Source organism: Nisaea denitrificans DSM 18348 (assembly GCF_000426505.1).
GTDB classification, from domain to species: Bacteria; Pseudomonadota; Alphaproteobacteria; order Thalassobaculales; family Thalassobaculaceae; genus Nisaea; species Nisaea denitrificans.
In genome coordinates this window covers 36,969-57,127 of the sequence record NZ_AUFM01000011.1, presented here as the reverse complement: position 1 = coordinate 57,127, position 20,159 = coordinate 36,969, and the positions used below count along the sequence as shown (strand labels likewise).

15 protein-coding genes are annotated in these 20,159 nt (G+C 61.0%); 9 read left to right on the top strand and 6 right to left on the bottom strand.

Features of this window, described 5'->3' with window-relative positions; all coding sequences use genetic code 11:
* Window positions 1–20: 20 nt before the first annotated feature.
* Together K328_RS0101035 and K328_RS21990 are read right to left on the bottom strand one after the other, a co-directional pair.
* Window positions 21–1,133 carry a cysteine desulfurase family protein gene (locus K328_RS0101035; RefSeq protein WP_028464377.1) on the bottom strand — a complete coding sequence of 371 codons (1,113 nt, stop codon included), beginning with the start codon at window positions 1,131–1,133 and terminating at the stop codon, window positions 21–23.
* Window positions 1,134–1,206: 73 nt separating this feature from the next.
* Entirely contained in the window at window positions 1,207–1,620 is a 414-nt protein-coding gene (locus tag K328_RS21990; protein WP_036552993.1) for an Rrf2 family transcriptional regulator, read from the bottom strand.
* Window positions 1,621–1,978: 358 nt separating this feature from the next.
* Between K328_RS21990 and K328_RS0101025 the strand changes: the two genes are divergently transcribed.
* Complete coding sequence (locus tag K328_RS0101025) at window positions 1,979–2,647, top strand: alpha/beta hydrolase (RefSeq protein ID WP_028464376.1); 669 nt, start codon at window positions 1,979–1,981, stop codon at window positions 2,645–2,647.
* A gap of 10 nt (window positions 2,648–2,657) precedes the next feature.
* Here the strand turns inward: K328_RS0101025 and K328_RS0101020 are convergent, their stop codons facing one another.
* Window positions 2,658–3,785, bottom strand: coding sequence for an anhydro-N-acetylmuramic acid kinase (locus K328_RS0101020; protein ID WP_051284260.1), 1,128 nt, complete (start codon window positions 3,783–3,785; stop codon window positions 2,658–2,660).
* Window positions 3,786–3,895: 110 nt separating this feature from the next.
* Here K328_RS0101020 and tyrS point away from each other — a divergent pair, with 110 nt between their 5' ends.
* Complete coding sequence (gene tyrS, locus K328_RS0101015; RefSeq protein WP_028464374.1) at window positions 3,896–5,143, top strand: tyrosine--tRNA ligase; 1,248 nt, start codon at window positions 3,896–3,898, stop codon at window positions 5,141–5,143.
* A 19-nt stretch (window positions 5,144–5,162) separates the two neighbouring features.
* On the opposite strand, the gene K328_RS0101010 is transcribed toward tyrS, so the two are convergent.
* Window positions 5,163–8,294, bottom strand: coding sequence for a YhdP family protein (locus K328_RS0101010; RefSeq protein ID WP_028464373.1), 3,132 nt, complete (start codon window positions 8,292–8,294; stop codon window positions 5,163–5,165).
* A 170-nt stretch (window positions 8,295–8,464) separates the two neighbouring features.
* Between K328_RS0101010 and K328_RS21985 the strand changes: the two genes are divergently transcribed.
* The 4 genes from K328_RS21985 to K328_RS0100985 all read left to right on the top strand — a co-directional run bounded on the left by K328_RS21985 (window position 8,465) and on the right by K328_RS0100985 (window position 15,024).
* Complete coding sequence (locus tag K328_RS21985; RefSeq protein ID WP_051284258.1) at window positions 8,465–11,455, top strand: bifunctional [glutamine synthetase] adenylyltransferase/[glutamine synthetase]-adenylyl-L-tyrosine phosphorylase; 2,991 nt, start codon at window positions 8,465–8,467, stop codon at window positions 11,453–11,455.
* Between the two features lie 100 nt (window positions 11,456–11,555).
* The gene (gene recQ / locus K328_RS21980; protein WP_051284256.1) at window positions 11,556–13,388 is read left to right on the top strand and encodes a DNA helicase RecQ; all 1,833 of its coding nucleotides are present in this window, start codon (window positions 11,556–11,558) and stop codon (window positions 13,386–13,388) included.
* 85 nt (window positions 13,389–13,473) lie between these two features.
* On the top strand, window positions 13,474–13,935 hold the full coding sequence (gene bcp, locus K328_RS0100990) for a thioredoxin-dependent thiol peroxidase (RefSeq protein ID WP_036552992.1): 462 nt from the start codon (window positions 13,474–13,476) through the stop codon (window positions 13,933–13,935).
* Between the two features lie 246 nt (window positions 13,936–14,181).
* Entirely contained in the window at window positions 14,182–15,024 is an 843-nt protein-coding gene (locus tag K328_RS0100985) for a flagellin (RefSeq protein ID WP_028464371.1), read from the top strand.
* Window positions 15,025–15,044: 20 nt separating this feature from the next.
* On the opposite strand, the gene K328_RS21975 is transcribed toward K328_RS0100985, so the two are convergent.
* Window positions 15,045–15,596 (bottom strand): cytidine deaminase, encoded by a 552-nt coding sequence (locus K328_RS21975; RefSeq protein ID WP_051284254.1) that lies wholly within the window; start codon window positions 15,594–15,596, stop codon window positions 15,045–15,047.
* A 5-nt stretch (window positions 15,597–15,601) separates the two neighbouring features.
* Window positions 15,602–16,051 (bottom strand): phosphoribosyl-AMP cyclohydrolase, encoded by a 450-nt coding sequence (hisI, locus tag K328_RS0100975; RefSeq protein WP_156901142.1) that lies wholly within the window; start codon window positions 16,049–16,051, stop codon window positions 15,602–15,604.
* Window positions 16,052–16,156: 105 nt separating this feature from the next.
* Here hisI and K328_RS0100970 point away from each other — a divergent pair, with 105 nt between their 5' ends.
* The 3 genes from K328_RS0100970 to K328_RS0100960 are packed head-to-tail and all read left to right on the top strand — an operon-like array spanning window position 16,157 to window position 20,054.
* The gene (locus K328_RS0100970) at window positions 16,157–17,038 is read left to right on the top strand and encodes a ferritin-like domain-containing protein (protein ID WP_245577367.1); all 882 of its coding nucleotides are present in this window, start codon (window positions 16,157–16,159) and stop codon (window positions 17,036–17,038) included.
* A gap of 5 nt (window positions 17,039–17,043) precedes the next feature.
* Window positions 17,044–18,861 (top strand): adenylate/guanylate cyclase domain-containing protein, encoded by a 1,818-nt coding sequence (locus K328_RS0100965; protein ID WP_028464368.1) that lies wholly within the window; start codon window positions 17,044–17,046, stop codon window positions 18,859–18,861.
* Window positions 18,862–18,896: 35 nt separating this feature from the next.
* Window positions 18,897–20,054, top strand: a complete 1,158-nt coding sequence (locus tag K328_RS0100960) for a M20 family metallopeptidase (protein ID WP_051284252.1) — start codon at window positions 18,897–18,899, stop codon at window positions 20,052–20,054.
* Window positions 20,055–20,159: the final 105 nt, after the last annotated feature.

The window sequence follows — 20,159 nt, the reverse complement described above, 5'->3', positions numbered from 1 at the left end:
ATATCCGCTTATCCAGCGGATTATTGTTGGTCGGCTGACGAACGGTTGTACAAATCGCACCACGCCGCGACAAGCCTGTCGATATCTTCTTCTGTGGTTTCCCATCCTATCGAAACACGAATTGCGGTCTCCGCATCCGGGGAGCCCGGGTCCATGGCGTCCAGCACATGGCTGGGCCGGACTTTACCGGACGAGCAGGCAGAGCCCGAGCTGACGGCGATCCCGGCAAGGTCCATCGCAATCACCTGCGTCTCCCCCCTGGCACCGCTGATCGACACGCAACTGGTATTGGGCAGGCGCGCTGCTCCCGACGAAAAGATCCGGGCGCCGTTCCCGGCCTTCCGAACAGCCGCATCGAACCGGTCGCGCAGAGCCGAGACACGCGACCAATCCTCTAACGCAGCGAGAGAGGCTTCAGCCGCAGCACCGAAACCGATAATACCAATCTTGTTCTCCGTGCCCGAGCGACGCCCCTTCTCCTGCCCGCCACCGGACTGAACAGCCTTGAGGTCCAGGCCCTCGCGCACCACCAGGGCACCGACACCCGCCGGGCCGCCCATTTTGTGAGCGGACAGAGACAGCAGATCGACGCCGGCGGCTTTCATGTCGACGGGAATCTTGCCCGCAGCCTGCACCGCATCGCTGTGAAAAAGAGCTCCGTGTTCGTGAGCTATTTCGGCAATTCGATCGATTGGCTGCAGCACGCCGGTTTCATTGTTCGCCCATTGCACAGAGACGAGACAGTCCGCTCCGCCACCTGAAAGCGCTGCTTGCAGGGCATCAAGGTCAAGAACGCCTTGTGCATCCACTGGCAATCGGACAGCCTCCGGTACGGCCGCGAGGACCGCTTCATGTTCGATGGCGCTGGTAATAATCCGGGACCGCCCGCAGCCTTTGAGAGCCAGGGCGGAGGCTTCGGTGCCGCCGCTGGTGAACACGACCGATTGCGGCGCCGCACCGATCAGGCCGGCCACCTGGCGGCGGGCCATCTCGATTAGCGCACGGGCCTCCCGGCCCGCTCCGTGAACGGAGGATGGATTGCCAACGGCATCCATCGCGCCGATCATCGCGCTGCGGGCTTCATCCCTTAGCGGCGCTGTCGCATTGTAGTCCGCATAGACTCTGTCTGACATTGTTGCCCCAAATCCCGGCCCATCGCTCAGCCGGGATAAGCAGGCGGGACAAAACCGTCAAGGAGGGAGCGCGTCAGTGGGGCACGCGCCCCGTCATCAGATCCGCAACGGTCACCTTGTCCAGATAGCCGAGAACCTGACGCCCGACTTCTTCCCAGAGTGGCTTCGTCGGATCGTCCGAACATCCCCGGGTTGCAAACATGCCATCGTCGTCCTGGTTACCCCGCACCGGGTGCTCAATCGCCGTCATAACTTCGGAGATCTTGATCTGCGCCGGCTCTATCGCGAGGAGGTAGCCGCCACCCGGCCCCCGTACGCTCTTTACGAACCGGGCCTTGCGAAGCTGCGCGAACATTTGTTCAAGATATGAAACTGAGATTTTTTGTCTCGAGGCTATCTCGGCGAGAGAGACCGGCCGACCATCATCATGTCGGGCCAGGTCGCAGACAGCCATGACTGCGTAGCGCCCTTTAGTACTGAACTTCACGTTATTCGACCCCCGTGCCGATATGGTCACAATTCACCGAGGCCCCAACAAACGGTGAACGTTGCAGCAGAACGGAGGTCCCGTCCGTTCAATTACGAAATAGCGACCTATTTTCTATGGTCACAGTGCGCATCGACCTATGCATCCGCGTACGGGCTGCAATGCTACACTTGAATCTTACAGCCCGAGTAAGCTAAAGCCAGACTCTTGCTGTTAGATTGAGATTACAGCTAATGCGCAATAAATGTAAACCGGGATAGAGACGGATTACCCTGATATGCTCGCCAAGAGTAGTCAGCAGTTATCCGCCCGACCGGATCGGGTGAGCCGGAATACCGGCGGTTGAGGAACGGATCGTATGCCTGAAGTCATTATGAATGGTCCCGAGGGGCGCCTTGAGGGACGTTACGTCCACAGCAAGAAAGAAAATGCTCCCATCGCCCTGCTGTTGCATCCGCATCCGCAGCATGGCGGGACCATGAATAACAAAGTCGTTTATTCCATGTTCCAGAACTTCGTGAACCGCGGGTTCTCGACCTTGCGGTTCAATTTCCGCGGAGTCGGACGAAGCCAGGGTGTGTTCGACCGTGGCGAAGGCGAACTCAGCGATGCCGCCTCGGCGTTGGACTGGCTGCAGACCTACAATCCTAACGCGCCCTATTGCTGGGTTGGCGGCTTTTCCTTCGGCGCCTGGATCGGCATGCAGCTTCTGATGCGCCGCCCGGAGATCACCGGCTTCATCTCGATTGCCCCGCCGGCCAACATGTTCGATTTCACCTTCCTCGCCCCCTGCCCTGCCTCGGGCATCATGGTACACGGCGATGCCGACGATGTTGTCCCGCCGGATTCCGTGAAAAAGCTGGTGGACAAACTGTCGGCCCAGAAGGGCATCGTCATCGACCATGTCGTGGTGAAAAACGCCAACCATTATTTCACCAAGCACCTAGAAGACGTGAATAAGGCCGTCACCGGTTACCTGAACAAATCCTTGCCGGAGAGCGAGCAGCTTCCCGCCGCGTCGAAATAAAGCCGGCGACTCAATCCGGCCTGTGCAAGGTGCCGCCTGACAGCGGCACCGGCGCACGGGTCGTGCCTGGGAAGGTCAACGGCTTTCCCTGCAGGCTGCGAATTGCCAGATAGGCGAAGGCCTCGGCCTCGACGGCATCGCCATTCCAGCCAAGATCATCCGCCGCGACAATGGGCGCATTCAGACGCTCTGCCAGCATGGTCATGAGTGTCGCATTGTGACGGCCGCCGCCACAGGCGACCCATTGTGAGGCCGCATGCGGGAACCAGCGCCCGGCCAGAGCGACCGAGGCCGCCGAGAATGCTGTGAGCAGCGCGGCGCCATCTTCGTCCGACAGACCAACAACAGCCTCCATCGCGCGACGCGCGAAATGATCCCGGTCGAGAGACTTCGGAGGCTGGCGGTCAAAATACGGATCGGAAAGCAGATCCGCCAAACGTGCTTCGTCGACCAGCCCCTTTGCCGCCAAGGTGCCACCGGCATCAAAACGCTCGCCACGCCGCGCCCGGACGAAATCATCAACCAGAGCATTCGCGGGGCCTGTATCGAAAGCCAGCATTGCTTCCGGGCCGGCGCTTTCATCTCCATCGATCCAGGTAACGTTCCCCACACCTCCAAGATTAAGCACCGCGACGGTAGAGCCGAGCCGTCGCGTCAACGCCCGATGATAGACCGGCACAAGCGGCGCGCCCTCTCCACCGGCGGCGACATCGGCAAGCCGCAGATCGAAAACAACAGGCCGGCCGGTCGTGCGCGCAAGCACGTCCGGCGCCCCGATCTGGACCGTCCGGCGCCGCTCCGGTTCATGCAGGATGGTTTGTCCGTGAAAGCCGATAACATCGATCTCGGTGCTGGCCACACCTTCGGCGGCAAGCAGGGCGGAAACCGCCTCCGCATGACGCTCGGTTAATTCGAATGCAACACCGGCCACATCGCCGACATTGCCCATGACAGATTGCAGGCGAGCCCGGAAATCGTCGGGATAGGGCATGCTGAGAAAGCCGCACCGGATCACCATACCGTCACCGTCGCTCTCGATCAGAGCCGCGTCGATCCCGTCCATCGAGGTGCCGCTCATCAGGCCGATTGCCCGGTATGTCTTCTGCCCGTTCACCCCGATATCTCCGCGAAAACTCATTCTCGAACGCACAAAGCCCCACAATACGGCGGTTCCGGTTGAGGCCGGGGTGGCCATGTGCTAAGTGCTCGCGCCTTGGATTCTGACACATCTTCACCGGGAACACGACCATGAGCCAGTTCAAATCGGGCTTCATGCAGACCATGAGCGAGCGCGGGTTCGTCCATCAATGCACCGATAATGACGCACTCGACGAGATGCTGAACAACAAGGTCGTGACTGCCTATATCGGCTTCGACTGCACAGCGGACAGCCTTCACGTCGGCAGCCTCATCCAGATCATGATGCTGCGCCACCTGCAGCGGTCTGGCCATCGCCCGATCGTGCTGATGGGCGGCGGCACCAGCAAGATCGGCGACCCATCCTTCAAGGACGAGGCCCGCAAGCTGTTGTCAGACGATGACATCGAGCACAACAAGTCCGGCATCAAGACCGTGTTCCAGCGCTTTCTCAGCTTCGGCGAGGAAACCAGCGACGCGATCATGTGCGACAATGCCGAATGGCTGGACGGGCTCGAATACATCCCGTTCCTGCGCAAGATCGGACAGCATTTCTCGGTCAACCGGATGCTCAGCTTCGACAGCGTGAAGACGCGCCTGGAACGCGAGCAATCACTGAGCTTCCTCGAATTCAACTACATGATCCTGCAGGCCTACGACTTCCTGGAACTGCGTCGGCGCTACGGCTGCCAATTGCAGATGGGCGGCTCGGATCAGTGGGGTAACATCGTCAATGGCGTCGAGCTGACCCGGCGTGTCGACCAGCAGTCAGTGTACGGCCTAACCACGCCGCTGCTTACCACCGCCTCCGGCCAGAAAATGGGCAAGACGGAGAAAGGCGCCGTCTGGCTCAACAAGGAACGGCTCTCCCCCTACGACTACTGGCAGTTCTGGCGGAACACTGAAGATGCCGATGTGGGCAAGTTCCTGCGTCTCTTCACCGAGCTGCCGCTGGACGAGATCGCCCGGCTTGAGAAACTGGAAGGCGCCGAGCTGAACGACGCCAAGAAGGTGCTCGCGAACGAGGCAACGGCCCTGCTGCATGGCCGCGAAGAAGCCGAAACGGTTGCAGAATCTGCGCGCAAGACATTCGAGCAAGGGACTCTCGGCGATAGCCTGCCGCGCGTCTCCGTCGAGGCATCGCAACTTTCCGAAGGCCTCTGGGTTGTCGACGCCCTGCGCATTGCCGGACTTGCCGCGACCAACGGCGAAGCCCGACGCCTGATCAAGAATGGCGGCGCCCGGGTCAATGACGTTGCGGTCTCCGACGAGACGCTGAAGCTTGGTGATGCCGATCTCGCCGATGGCGTGATCAAGCTGTCGTCCGGGAAGAAGCGCCACGTGTTGCTGGAAGCCTGATTTACGGCTCTGCCGCAGGTTAAGGGCTGGTATCCTGCGGGGGAGGCTCCGCAGGTTCCGGGTCCTTCGGCGGCGCGTCTGACAGTCGGAACAGATTACGGAAGATACCCGGTGTCAGTGCTGTCAGCGGATTGACCGATACCACCGGTTTTTCCAGTGGGCCGTTGATCCCGAATTCCGACGCCAGGAACCCCTCGCCTTCGCCGCCGGTCAACAGCGTGCCTATCAGCGGTATTGACCCTATAATTTCGTTCAGCACGTATGCAGGGACGAGCATACCGGTCAGGTCCATCTCATCCTTGATGCGATCAATCGATCCGGAAGCAGAAATACCGAGCGAAGCGCCCTGCGCCAAAAGCCGATCCAGAACCAGCATCTCCTCTGAGACATGCATGCTGACATCGAGGTTGGAAAAATTAATACCCCGCCCCTGCACGACGGCGGGCAGCCCGCTAATTGACGCGGCGCTCAGTAACTGGGCCATGACCGGCGCATCGACCAGATTGAAATCACGAACCGACAACGAGACATTCCACCCCATGTGGCCGTCCAGCTCCTCACGAATCCCCGAAGCGGCAAGTTTCCCACCCGTAATCGAATCGAAGCCCTCGAACGATTTCAGCATGTTCCCGGCATTCTGAGAGCTGATTTCGAAATGCGGGCTATCGTTCGCGGTCGAATAAATCACATCGACCGGCTCCGTTCCGAGCAAACCATTTGCCGCCAGGGACAGAGTCCCGGCTCCGTCATTCTCCAGCAGCACGGTGACATCGCGCATCGGATCGAGGTTTCCGATCAGCACCTGATCGACCCGTGCGTTGACGACAAGCGGCAGATCTATGTCCCCCGAATGCCCGTCGAACTGTTCGACAAGCGGACGCAGGTCTGCGAACGGACCCTTGATGTTCGCGGTGAAGCCGCCCGTGCCATCGGCTGCGATCACGCCTGAAAGATCAGTCTTGCCGAGCTGGAGTCGCTCGACCGTCAGACGGCGCGGCAAATTCGTCTGTTCGGAAAACTCAACGGAACCGGATGCGGCGAGATCGCCGGTTGCGACCTGAAAGCTGTCGATCGATGTCAGGACATCGTTCCGCGTCTGCAGGCTGGCCCGCAATGTTCCGGCAGAACCCGACGGCTTTTCCCAGGCCAGTTCAGCAACCTCAAGTTCGGTATTCTGCAATCCCAGGACGAGGTCGATCGTCGCCTCGGTGTCGGTTTCTTCTTCGATGGTCGCATCGAGCTCTACCTCACCGCTGGCAAAGCGCCGGATGTCGAGCCCCAGATCCGCCAGCTTGTCCGTGTCTGGCCGGACGATGACATGAGTCCGGCGGCGGATCTCGGCCTCCTTGTCGAAGGACTGCAGGAAGCCAAGCTGCATCGGCAGCCCGGAAAGCGCGCCACTGCCGTCCAGCAGCATGCCGTTCTTGTCGAGCTTCAGGGACATTTCCCCTTGCTCGAACGGCAAGCGGGTCGTCCGCGTGGGCAGAGAGACATCCGACAGCTGCCCCTCCGCCGACAGATCCACCATGTCGAACGTCATCACCCGGAGAAGCGGCATTTCGAAATGCATCCGCCCTTTCGCGATTCCGACAACTTCATCCGGCGCAAGGCCCAGGGCACGCGCGTAGCCGAAAGGTTCCGTATCGAGTACGCGTAAAATATCCGAGATTGGTCCATCGATCTCGGCGTCGATCATTGCGTAATCGTCGCTGACCGTATGAATACCGGTGAGCGAGACCTTCGCCCCTTTCAGCTTGACCTCGTCGAGATGCCCCGTCGTCACCGTCGCATCGAGGCGTTTCTCGGTGAAGCTCAACGTGCCCCCGACCTTGAGTGCCGGCGGAAGCGGCGGCAGGTAATGCACCGTGACATCCTGGTACGCCAGCTCACCATCGACCGCGACATCCCTGAACCGGGTTTCTTCGGTGCCGACTTCCATATTCCCGGTGACCCGGGCCGTGATCTCCGTGACTATTCCATCCTGCAGATTTTGCGTGGTCCAGCCGCGCGCCATCTCGAACAGTTCCGGCGGCCAGTAATCCTTGATGTTGTCCACCGGCAGGCCGGAAATCTTCGTCGAGAGCTCCAGTACAGGGTTGGACAAGTCCTTGAGAGATCCCTGCAGGATGGCGACCATGCCGCCTTTCTCGAGGACAAAATTACGCAGTGCCACAGAATCTTCGCGGCCGTCATAGCCGATCTGGAAGCGCAGGCTGTCATAAGGGAGAGGAGCCGGCAGAATGGAGCCGAGAGAAATCGCACCGTCGGTCGCGGTCGCGATCACATCGATGCTTTCCAGCGCACGAAAGTCCTGCAGAGCAAAGGCGATGCTGCCGCTAAGCCTGCTCGACACCGAGAAATCTACAGGGAGTTCAGGAAGACGGGAAAGCACAAGATCCGGCGCCAGCCCCTGAAACAGAACGGCACCGTCGAGCGTGTGGCTCCGGTAAAAATAGTTGCCGTCCCCTCGGATTTCGACACTGTCTCCGCCTACCGTGAGATCAGCCCGCGCTTCAACGCGCCAGCCGTCACGCTCACGCTCGAACGTGCCGTCGAATCCGGACATCCTGATATTGCCGAATTGCCCGGCATCGTCTTTCACGCGCACGGTGGCGCGTCTCAGGGAAAACCTCTCAAGCCGCTCAAGGCCGGCCAGCCCTTGCCGTCCGCTTTTCGGAGGCTCTTGCAGCACTGACAGCAGGTTTCCAGCATCCACATCCACGTCGCCGCCGGACGGCGTCGCGCCATAGAGCGCATAAGATCCATCAACCCGGCGCTCCAGATTAAGCACGGGTTGATCAACGGCAATATGGACGGGTGCAATCTCGCCGAGCAGAAGCTGCGGCCCGGACAGGGCGATATCCGCGGACGGAGCGAACAGAATAAGACCGCCGGACTGACTGTTCAGGCGCAGGCTTGTCACCCGAACTTCGAAAAGCCGGCTCCAGCCGCGCCATTCCATGCTGAGCTCGCCGATTGACGCTGTTCCGCGTTCAGCAGGGATCAAAGCCTCGGCAACCCGGGATTTCAGAAACTCTAGAGGGACCGGCTGCGTGCTCGCGCGCCAGAACACCAGAGCCGCGAGCACGACGATACCGGCAAAGATCGCAGCTGCGATTTCTAGGGCGATCTTGGTGGTTCGTATCAGCACGCGGGGCACTCTTGGCTCAGGGTTGTTCCGCTTATCATAGGGTATGCCGACTGGCGACGTTAAAGACGATAAATCATCGTGATCCGACGTGACCCGGGCGTCTGTCCGGTTGACGTTCGTCCTGACCGTGCGCACCCTTCAACAAGTTTAACCACAGCTGGGGGGCGTCGGTGTTTCTGGACCAGATAGAGCATTTCCCGGAAATAACGGATACCGAGGCGGCCCGTATCGGCCTGGAGCGCTGGCAGGAACAGCCCGGCCTGCTTTCAGACCAGCCCCTCGCCGACCGGACTCGCTTCATAGCCGAACATCGGAACGGTGGACGGCTGTTGCAAGGGCTCTTTGCGAACAGCCCCTATCTGACCCGGCTGATGATTCGGGATATCGAATTCGCCGCCTCCCTTCTCGAAGAGGGGCCGGACGCAACCGAAGCACGCCTGAAGGCGGACGCCGACGCTCTCGATCCCGCCGCCCTGAGCACGGCCGAGCTGATGACCGCTCTGCGGGTTCTGAAGCGCCACTACTCCCTGACCACGGCCATTGCCGACATCACCCGGGTTTGGCCATTGGAACGGGTGACCGGGGCACTGAGCGAACTTGCCGACATTGCTATTGCCACTGCCTGGCGCCACGCCCTGCATGTGCAGACCGGCACCGGCAAATTCCCCGCTGCGGGCGGTGATGACATACTCGACGGCTCAGGCGTGATCTGCCTCGGCATGGGCAAGCTCGGCGCCCGAGAGCTGAACTATTCCAGCGACATCGATCTGATCGTTTTCTACGACAATGAAATCCCGCTCTATCAGGATGTCGACGAGTTGCAGAAGCATTTCGTCACCATGACCCGGCTGGTTGTCCGCATGCTCGACGAGCGGACGTCCGACGGATATGTGTTCCGAACGGATCTGCGGCTGCGCCCCGATGCGAGCGCCATGCCGCTTGCCGTCTCCACCGCCGCGGCCGAAATCTATTACGAAAGCCAAGGCCAGAACTGGGAACGCGCCGCGCTGATCAAGGCCCGGCCGATAGGGTCGGACAAACAAGCGGCGGAAGAATTCCTGACCCGCATCCGCCCGTTCATCTGGCGCAAGCATCTGGATTTCGCGGCCATCGAGGATATTCATTCGATCAAACGCCAGATCGCGGCCCACAAGGGCGGGACGAAGATCAAAGTCGAGGGCCACAATGTGAAACTCGGCCGCGGCGGTATCCGCGAAATCGAGTTCTTCGTGCAGACCCAGCAACTGATCTGGGGCGGCCGCGATGCCCGGCTGCGCGGCATGAAGACCAGCGAGGGCATGGAAGCGCTCGTCCAGCTTGACCGGGTGAAGCCTGACGTCGCAAAGGCCATGATGGATGCCTACCGCTTCCTGCGCACGGTCGAGCACCGGCTGCAGATGGTGGATGATGCCCAGACCCATTCCCTGCCCGAGACGACCGAGGGCCTCGCACAAATCGCAGGCTTCCTCGGTATCGCCGATGCGGACCGGTTCCGCCGGGAGTTGATCCACCAGCTCTCCACCGTCGCCCATCATTATGGCCACCTGTTCGAGGAAAGCGCACCGCTCTCCTCCGGCAACGAGATCGAAGGCAGTCTCGTCTTTACCGGCGTCGAGAACGACCCGGAAACGCTCAAAACACTGGCGGATATGGGTTTCAGAGACCCGGATTCCGTTGCCACCAGAATCCGCGCCTGGCATCACGGCCGCTATCGGGCGACACGCAGCGAGCGGTCCCGGCAGATCCTGACGGAGATTGCTCCGGCGCTGCTGTCCTCGTTCGGACAGGCACCGGAACCGGACGAGGCTTTCAGGCGGTTCGACCGCTTCCTCGAAGGCCTGCCCGCCGGCGTCCAGCTCTTCTCCCTGTTCCAGGCCAATCCGCCCCTGTTGGCAATGCTGGCGGACATTATGGGTATGGCGCCATCTCTCGCCCGTCAGCTCGGTCAGCACCCCTCCCTCTTCGAAGGTGTATTGACCCATGATCCCTCGGATCGTCTGGGCGACAGGGCCAGCCTTACGTCCGAACTTGAGCGCGACCTGAAACGGGCAACCTTCTACGAGGACGTTCTCGACATCTCCCGACGCTGGATCAACGACCAGCGCTTCCTCGTCGGCATTCAGGTCATGCAGGGCCGCGTCCCGGCCTCGCGCGCCGCCATCTGCCTTTCAGACATCGTCGATGCCGGCATTTCCGTGCTGCTGCCACGGGTCGAGGCAGAATTCGCGAAGCAACACGGCAGAATCCCGGACTGCCCGCTTCCTGCGCTTGCCGTCATCGCCTATGGCAAGCTCGGCGCCCGGGAGCTTTCCGCCGGATCCGACCTCGATCTGGTGTTCCTGTACGACGCCCCGTTCGATGCCGAATCCGACGGGGAAAGACCGCTGCCTGCAAGCACCTATTTCAACCGGCTCGGTCAGCGCCTGCTGGCAGCCCTGACAGCGCAGACAGCAGAGGGCGGGTTGTTCGAGGTCGACATGAGGCTTCGCCCGAACGGCAATAAGGGCACCATGGTGCCCAACTACGAGGGCTTTGAGAAATACCATCGCGAGGACGCCTGGACGTGGGAGCGAATGGCAATGTCCCGTGCCCGGGTCATCGCCGCGTCACCGCCACTCGCCGACAAACTCAATTCACTTTTCAAGGAAGTGCTTTGCGCCCCGCGCGATTCTGACGGGCTGTTGCGCGAGGTGGCCGTCATGCGGGAGCGGATCGCGAAAGAACATGCCGCCACCTCCCATTGGCAAATCAAGCATTGGCGGGGCGGTCTGGTGGATCTGGAGTTCCTGGCGCAATACCTGTTGCTGAAACATTGCCGCGAACACCCGGACCTGATTACCGGCAATACGGCGGATGTGTTCGACCGGCTGGCCGAAAAAGGCCTGATGGATACAGAACTGGCCGACCGGCTGTCGGCGACGACCCGGCTCTGGCGGGCGATCCAGTGGGTCCTCCGCCTCACCGTGGAAGAAAAGTTCGATCCCGAAACCGCCCCCGAGGCTCTCAAGACGCGGCTCGCCAAAATTGCCCGTGTCGAAACTTTCGAGGATCTGGACCGGATCATCGAGAAACGCGGCGCCGATGTACGCGAGGCTTTTATCAGCCTGATCGGGGCCCCGGCAGCAGCACTCCTCGGTTCCGATCCGGAAGCACAGGAATGAGCCGGGACATGGTTGCGGGCCTGCCCGTCCTCCTGTACCAACATCACAAGATCTTGGCGCAAAAGGCGCGCACACCCACCAGACTTGGACTTGTTTCCTGATGATGCATGCCGTTCGCCCGGACCCTGAGAGCGAGAAATACCGCGTTCTGAAGGGGATATTCGGGTTCGACGGCTTTCGCCCCGGCCAAGAGGCCGTGGTCGACGCAATTCTGAGCGGCCGCAATGCCCTCGCGGTGATGCCCACCGGCTCCGGAAAATCGCTCTGCTTTCAGCTCCCTGCGCTGGTCCGCGGCGGCCTGACAGTCGTCGTCTCTCCTCTCGTCGCCCTGATGCAGGATCAGGTCGCCGCCCTGAAACTGGCGGGCGTGCGGGCCGAGACCATCAATTCGGCGAAAGACCGGGCGGAGAATGTCGATATCTGGCGCCGTGTCGCGGCCGGAGAGGTCGATTTGCTCTATCTCTCACCAGAACGATTGATGACGGACCGGATGCTGGCTGCCATCGGCAAGCTGCCGCTCTCCTTCCTCGTGGTTGACGAAGCCCACTGCATTTCCCAATGGGGCGCCTCCTTCCGCCCGGAATATGATGATCTTGCCCGGCTGCGGGACGTCTTTCCGAACGTGCCGATTGCCGCCTTCACCGCCACCGCCGATCAGGTAACCCGCCTCGACATTGCAGAGAAGCTGTTCCGCAGCGATGCGGAGATGTTCGTGCATGGTTTCGACCGGCCGAATATCCGCCTCGATGTGACCTTGCGCTCGGACTGGAAACGCCAGGTGCTGGATTTCCTCGGCATGCATGAGGGTGAGAGCGGCGTGATCTACTGTCTCTCCCGGAAAAAGACTGAGGAAACCGCCGCGTTTCTGCGGGATAAAGGCTTCAATGCCCTGCCCTACCATGCCGGGTTGGCCAAGGAAGAGCGGGACCGCAATCAGGACGTCTTCATGTCTGAGAGCGCGGTCATCATGGTTGCCACGATTGCCTTCGGCATGGGTATCGACAAGCCGGATGTGCGCTTCGTGCTGCACACGGACATGCCGGGCAGCGTTGAGGCCTATTACCAGGAATTCGGCCGCGCCGGACGCGATGGAGCGCCTGCACGCGCCCTGATGCTCTATGGCCTCGACGATATCCGCATGCGGCGGATGTTCATCGATCAGGAGCACGAGGACGGCGACCGGCGGCGGCGTGAGCACAAGCGGCTGGACGCGTTGATCGCCTACTGTGAGGCAGCGGAATGCCGGCGCCAGTCGCTGCTGCGCTATTTCGGCGAAGAATCCGAGCCCTGCGGTAATTGCGATGCCTGCCTGGAGCCGATGGATCTGGTTGACGGCACCGAGGAAGCTGTCCTCGCGCTAAAGACCATTCAGGCCACGGGTGAGCGCTTCGGCACGGTGCATATCGTCGATGTGCTGCGTGGCGGCAATACGGAGCGTATCCGCAAGTTCGGTCATGAAAGCGTCGAGACATATGGCGCTGGAACCGCACACAACGCGAAGGACTGGCAATCCCTGATCCGCCAGCTCGTCGCCAACGGTTTCCTGACCCTCGACATCCAGGGCTTCGGCGGTCTCTCCGTCAGCGACAAGGGTCATGCCCTGCTGCGCGGCGAGTTGCCCTTCCGCTACCGTCGCGATAGCTTGCGCCGCGAACGTCAGGAAAAGACCGCGCGCTCCACCAGCGTTCCGACCGAAACCATGAGCGGTCCGGAGCTGAAACTGTTCAAGGCCCTGAAACAACTCCGCTCGGAAATCGCCCGCGAAGGCAACGTGCCGGCCTATGTCGTCTTCACCGACCGCAGCCTCGCCGACATGGCCGCCAAGCGACCGACCTGCAAGGATAGTTTCTCAGGTATTCACGGTGTCGGAGCAGCCAAGCTGGAGAAGTTCGCAGCGCCCTTCATCGACCTGATTCTGCGAGAGACAGCATAAGGTCCTCGGAGTTGCTTGACCAAAGCGCGCACAGCGCCATTTAAAAATCCATCCTTCCTGAATTTCTGTTTCCTGGAGAGTTTTCATGGTCGATGTCGGCGAAAAGGCACCTGAATTCAGCATGGCGGCCGATAGCGGCGGCGGCGTTTCGCTCGCCGCGATGAAGGGCAAGAAAGTGGTGCTCTATTTCTACCCAAAGGACGACACGCCCGGCTGCACCAAGGAAGCCTGCGCATTCCGGGACGCCATGCCCGACTTCTCCGGCATCGATGCGGAGATCATCGGTGTCTCCAAAGACCCGGTCGCCAAGCACGACAAGTTCAAGGCCAAGTATGACCTGCCCTTCATGCTGGCCTCGGACGAGGAAAGCGGCGTCTGCGAACGCTACGGCGTCTGGGTCGAAAAGAACATGTATGGCAAGAAATACATGGGGATCGAACGGGCGACATTCCTGATAGACGGTGAAGGCATCGTGCGGAACATATGGCGCAAGGTGAAAGTGCCGGGTCACGCCGACGCCGTGCTCGAGGCAGCAAAAAGCCTCTAGTCTCAGCCTGGAAGCAGCCGGTTCGTTAACCAACCGACTTTAATCCGGCCTCGCATCCAGCGTTTTCCCTGTTGGATGCGAGGTCTGGACAGATTGTTTTGTTTTGAAGTCCTTAGCGTCGCCCCGCAAAGACGAGGCTGATTTGGCACAGTCAAAAAACACACAGCCGTAACTATTCTTGCAATTATGTAAAATATGATATATTAACCACCTTTCACAGTTTGAAATTGCGAAAGCGTGGTCAGAATGACCTCGATATTGACCAATCCTTCGAGCCTGACCGCCCTCAGAAACTTTGGGGCGATCCAGCGCTCCCTCAGTACGGTGCAAAACCGGGTATCAACGGGTTTGCGCGTCACGGGTGCGGTTGCGGACGCATCGAACTTCGCCATTGCACAAGGTGTCAGGACCGAGATCAGGGCAATCGATGCCGTCATCAAGGGTCTGAATAACGCCAAAGGCGTCGCCAAAGTGGGTATAGCCGGCGCGACAGCCGTGTCGGACCTAATGGCGGACATCCGGAAGAAAATCACCGAAGCCGCCAATCCGGCCAACACCGCTCAGCAGCAGCAAATTCTTCAGAACGATTATGACGAATTGGTCGCGCAGTTCCGCCAGATCCTGGAAAATTCGTCTTTTAATGGTGAGAACGTCGTCGTTGAAAATGCCATTGCCTTTAACCTCGCCCTCGGCACTCCGAACAACATCAACGTTCTCTCAAATATCAACGGCGGTACGCTGACCGTCCGGGGCCATCATCTCGATTTTAGCTACGCCCGCCTCAACAACGAAGATGTCAGCACGTCGGCAAATGCCCTCGACGCCCTGGACATCTGGGAAGAGGAAATGGAGAGGATCGGTGAGGCTCTTGGTGAGCTGGGGGCCGACATGCGCGCACTCGAACTGCAGACCGAATTCCTGGAAAGTCAGCGCGACGCAGTGGAGGAAGGTCTCGGCAATATCGTCGATGCAGATCTGGCCCGGGAAAGCGCGCGCCTGACAAGTTTCCAGGTGCAGGAGCAACTCGCAGTCCAGACACTAAGCCTCGCCAATCAGCGACCGCAAACCCTGCTTGGTCTCTTCCAGTAGAGTCGGTGTCCGGCAAGGACCTAAAGCCGGAATCCGTAGGGCAGCAGCCGATCGATATCGAGAATGTCGGCGGTGAGATCCGCATCGCCTGTATCCATCAGAATCAGAGCAGCGTCCTGCGCCTCATCGCGTTCGATGAATTCCCGTATGACCTGACGGCAGATGCCGCAGGGTGAGCGGTCCGGGAGCGGGCCGTCTAGGCTGTCCGCCGTCGACAAGGCGAGGAATTTGATCCGGCGGAACCCTTTGCCAGCGGCGGCATGCAGCGCGTTACGCTCTCCGCAGATTGTGGCGCCGTAGGAGGCATTCTCGATATTGGCTCCGGTGATGACGGAGCCTTCCGGGTCGTCCGCCATGATGACGGCGGCACCGACATGGAAGTGCGAATAGGGTACGTGCGCGTTCTTTGCCGCCGCACGGGCAGCCTTGACGAGATCCCGCAATATTGCCGGGTCCACCATCACCCGCTTTTCCGGAATGTGCTGGCCGATCACACGGAACCGCCCGGCATCGGTCTCGACCACCGTATCGGCGGCCTCGATTGCTGGCAGGACAATTTCGATTTCAGCCATGCGGTCTACCCCCTCTTGCCATAGACCGCATCCGGATCGTAGGTCTTGCCGTCCTTGACGACATTGAGCACGGCCTTGCCATTCTCGATCCGGGCACCCCGGTAAAAGCAGCTATCGTAGCCGACATGGCAGGCTGGACCGGAAAGAACTCTCAGCAGCACCACGTCCTGATCGCAATCAACCCGAAGCTCGACCACCTTCTGGACATGCCCGCTTGTCGCGCCCTTGTGCCAGATCTCAGACCGGGAGCGGCTCCAGTAAACGGCTTCGCCCAGCTCCAGCGTCTTCGTCAGCGCCTCCCGGTTCATGAAGGCGAACATCAGCACCTCGCCTGTCTCCGCATGCTGGGTGATGCAGGGGATCAGGCCGTCCGCGTCGAATTTCGGCTGGAAGGTCGAGCCTTCCTCAAGATCTGCCTTGCCGCCGCGCTCTGAAAACAGGGTAGTCGCTATCATGGTCATCGCTCCGTGATCAAGATCCGGTTATAGGCCGCCGCCCTGCGTACCTGCAACGCCGCCAAAAGTGGACCAACCGGACACCGCGCGCGTACAACCATCGAAATGGATCGTGAAAGTGACCGGATCGGCATGTCCCGCGTGAAACAGTTCCAGAGTTTGGCCGAAGCCGCCGTCGCCGTGCTTGAAACCGGCGACACCCGAGAGAAGGCAACGCTCGGCCAGGCCGTGGTCGCAGCCTGGAAAGACGGAACCATCAGTGACATCGGCAAAGCGGCACCGCCGGACCGCCCGGCTCGACCGCCCCTTCCCGCCCTGCGGCCGCCACGTGAGGTGCCGAAACGCAAGATCACCGCAGCTCCCGCCGGCCGGATCGCCCTGCTGCACGCGCTGGCTCATATCGAGCTCAACGCCATCGACCTCTCCTGGGACATCATCGCCCGCTATACCGGTCACGATCTCCCCGTAGGCTTCTATACAGACTGGATGAAGGTCGCCGACGATGAGTCGAAGCATTTCCTTCTGATCGCCGACCGGCTGGAAGGGCTTGGCTCCCATTATGGCGCCCTGAACGCCCATGACGGGCTCTGGGGCGCGGCGACAGAGACCGCGCACGATCTGCTGGCCCGACTTTCCATCGTGCCGCTGGTGCTGGAAGCGCGGGGCCTCGACGTCACCCCGGCGATGGTCACCAAGATGCGCGAGGTCGGAGACGAGGCAAGTTCGGCCATCCTGCAGATCATCTTCGATGACGAGATCACCCATGTCGCCGTCGGCAAGCGCTGGTTCGATCATGTCTGCGACCGGGAGGGGAAGCCCCGGATCGAAACCTGGCAGCATCTGGTGCGCACCCATTTTCGCGGCGGCGTGAAACCGCCCTTCAATATTCCGGCCCGCGAATTGGCCGGTTTCGCAGCGGCCTTCTATGTCCCGCTCGGCGAGGAGTTTCTGGCCTCCCGGAAGGTGGACGAAGGCAAATCACCGTGAGCGGGATGTTGTCGCGAGAGTTCGTCCGCCACCTCGAGGCTCCCCGAGCCCGGGTCTGGGAAGCTCTGGCTGACACGGCTCGCTATAACGAATCTGTCGGCCTGCCAAAACATGATATCCGCGAAGAGCCGCAGCCGGACGGCAGCGTCCGGTTCTACGCCACCGCCAGGATCGGCTTCCTTACCTTGAATTGGGAAGACATCCCGCAGGAATGGTCGACCGGCAACTGGTTCCGGCACCGCCGTCTCTTCCTCAAGGGCCCGCTTAAACAGCTCAACGTTCATGTCCGTTTCGAGGACGTCCCGAACGGCGAAGGCTGTATGGTGCATTACCGCACCGATATAGAGCCGCGGAACCTGATCGGCCGCATCCTCGCCCATAACGTCATCTTTCCGGTAAACGAACGGAACTTCATCCTCATAGCCAACCGGATCGAGGAATGGGCAAAGGAGCAAATCGAGACACCCTACCCGACAGAACCGATGGAACTGGACGAAGCGCACAGCAAGCGCCTCGAGAGTGTGCTCACCCGTCTCGACGTCTCGCACTACGGCCACGGCCTAGGGCGCAAGCTCGCGGACTGGCTGCTTTCCGCTCAGGAAGTCGACCTGATGCATATCCGCCCCCTGCGCCTCGCCCGGCAGTGGGAGCAGGACGAACGGCATGTCATCGAGTTGTGCCTGCAAGCTGTGAAGGACGGGCTTCTGGAAAGCCGCTGGGACCTGCTCTGTCCACGCTGCAAAGGCGCCAAGATTTCCGAATCCTCGCTCGAAGCGCTGCCGCAGGGCGCGCACTGTCCATCCTGCAACGTCAGCTACGACAGGGATTTCGCCCGCAATGTCGAGCTGACCTTCCAGCCGGCGGCCAGCATCCGCAAGGTGGTGCACGGCGAATTCTGTCTCTTCGGCCCGATGTCGACACCCCATGTCCGCCTGCAGGTAAGGATCGCACCGGGCGAAAGCGAGAGCGTCGAGACCGAGCTCGCACCGGGCTCTTACCGGATACGGACACTGGAGCCCGGGCCGGAGCGGATTCTCGATTTTTCGGGTGGCGGCTTCCCCTCCGTAGCGGTCGAGGAAGAGGATATCGCATCGGAGACAGACGGAGCGGCTGACGCGGCGATCATGCTGAAGAACCGCTGCCAACGTCCCCGGGTCGTCATCGTCGAGGCGCGGGACTGGGCCGAGGACGCGCTCACGGCCCATCGTGTCACCACCATGCAGGCCTTCCGCCATCTCTTTGCCGAGGACGTGTTGCGTGGCGGCGACGAGGTCGGCATTGCCCATATCACGCTGATGTTCACCGATCTCAGCGGCTCAACGGCACTCTACGAGAAGATCGGCGATGCGCCGGCCTACGGGCTCGTGCGCGAGCATTTCGATTTCCTATCCCGCATCGTGCGCGAGCATGACGGCGGGGTGGTGAAGACAATCGGCGACGCGGTGATGGCCTCCTTCGCCGAGCCGGAGAACGGACTGCGCGCCACGCTCGATATCCGCAGCCATGTGCTGGAATTCAACCAGCAACATCCCGCCACTCCGATCGGCCTGAAACTCGGACTGCATACGGGTCCCTGCATCGCCGTCACCCTGAACGGGCGGCTCGATTACTTCGGCAGCACCGTGAACATGGCCGCCCGCCTGCAGGGTGAGGCCGGAGCGGGAGAAATCGTCATCAGTGAGGCTATCGCCAGCGATCCGGCGGCGGCGGAAGTTCTCAAAACGCATTGGTTGGAACAGGATCGCCGCGCTATAAGGGGTTTCAAGGATCCCGTCACGTTCCGGCGTCTCCCGCCGGAAGACACAGCGCACAAACCAACCTGACGACGACCAAACCAACCGCGAAAGGCCACGCCCAGATGAGCCCGGACTCCGCTCAGCAGTCGAACACTCCAAAGATCGAACCCGAAGAAATCCTCGAAGGCATCCTGGACTGGGTCGAGGCGGAAAGCCCGACCACAGACAAGGACGCAGTCAACAAGGTCGCCGACAAGGTACAGGGGCTCTATGACGGCCTTGGACTTGCCATCGAGCGCACACCGGGGCGGGACGGTTTCGGCGATATCATCCGGGCGCGGACCGAGAATGCGAGTGGCGAAAAAGGCATCCTGGTCCTCTGCCATATCGACACGGTGCACCCGATCGGTGTGAAGGATGGCGCGCTGAAAATCCGCCGAGAAGGCGACGAGGTCTATGGCCCCGGCATCTACGACATGAAGGCGGGTGCCTACCTGCCCTACTACGCCTACCGCCACCTGCAACGCCTCGGCCGGAAGACCAGCCTGCCGGTGACCTTCCTCTATGTCTCCGAGGAAGAGGTCGGCAGCCCGATGTCCCAGCAATTCATCGAGGAAGAGGCGCGGAAGGCGAAATATGTGCTGGTCACCGAGCCGGCCCGCGATGGCGGCAAGGTTGTGATCGCGCGCAAGGGCGTCGGCCGTTTCACCATGACCATCACCGGCCGGCCGGCCCATGCCGGAGCCAGGTATCAGGACGGCCGCAGTGCCATCAGTGAGCTTGCCAACCAGATCAAGGCTATTGATGCGTTGGTGGACCTTGAGCGCGGCGTGACCACCAATGTCGGTATCATCAGCGGCGGCACCGCCGTCAATGTGGTGGCCCGGGATGTGGTGGCTGAAATCGATCTCCGGGTCCTCACGAAGGAAGATGGCGAAGAGATGACCGCCAAAATCCTCGGCCTGACGGCCCAGAACCCGGACGTCACTGTCGAGGTCATCGGCGGCATGAACCGCCCGCCGATGGAAGCCACCGACGCCAGCATGAAGCTGTTCGAACATGCCAAGGCCTGCGCGGCCGAGGCCGGGTTCGAACTGGTCGCGGCCGAGACCACCGGCGGCGGCAGCGACGGCAACTTCACCGCAGCTCTCGGCGTTCCCACTCTGGACGGCCTCGGCGCCGACGGTGAAGGCGCCCATACGCTGGACGAGAAGATCTATTTCTCCTCCCTCGAACCCCGCGCGAAAATGTGGGTCCGCCTGCTGGAAACGCTGGAATAAACAAAATGATTCGTCATCCCGGACTTGATCCGGGACCTAGGGATGCAGGGGCCAGCCCATTGATCACCTAGGTCCCGGCTCTCCGGCCGGGATGACGGTGATATT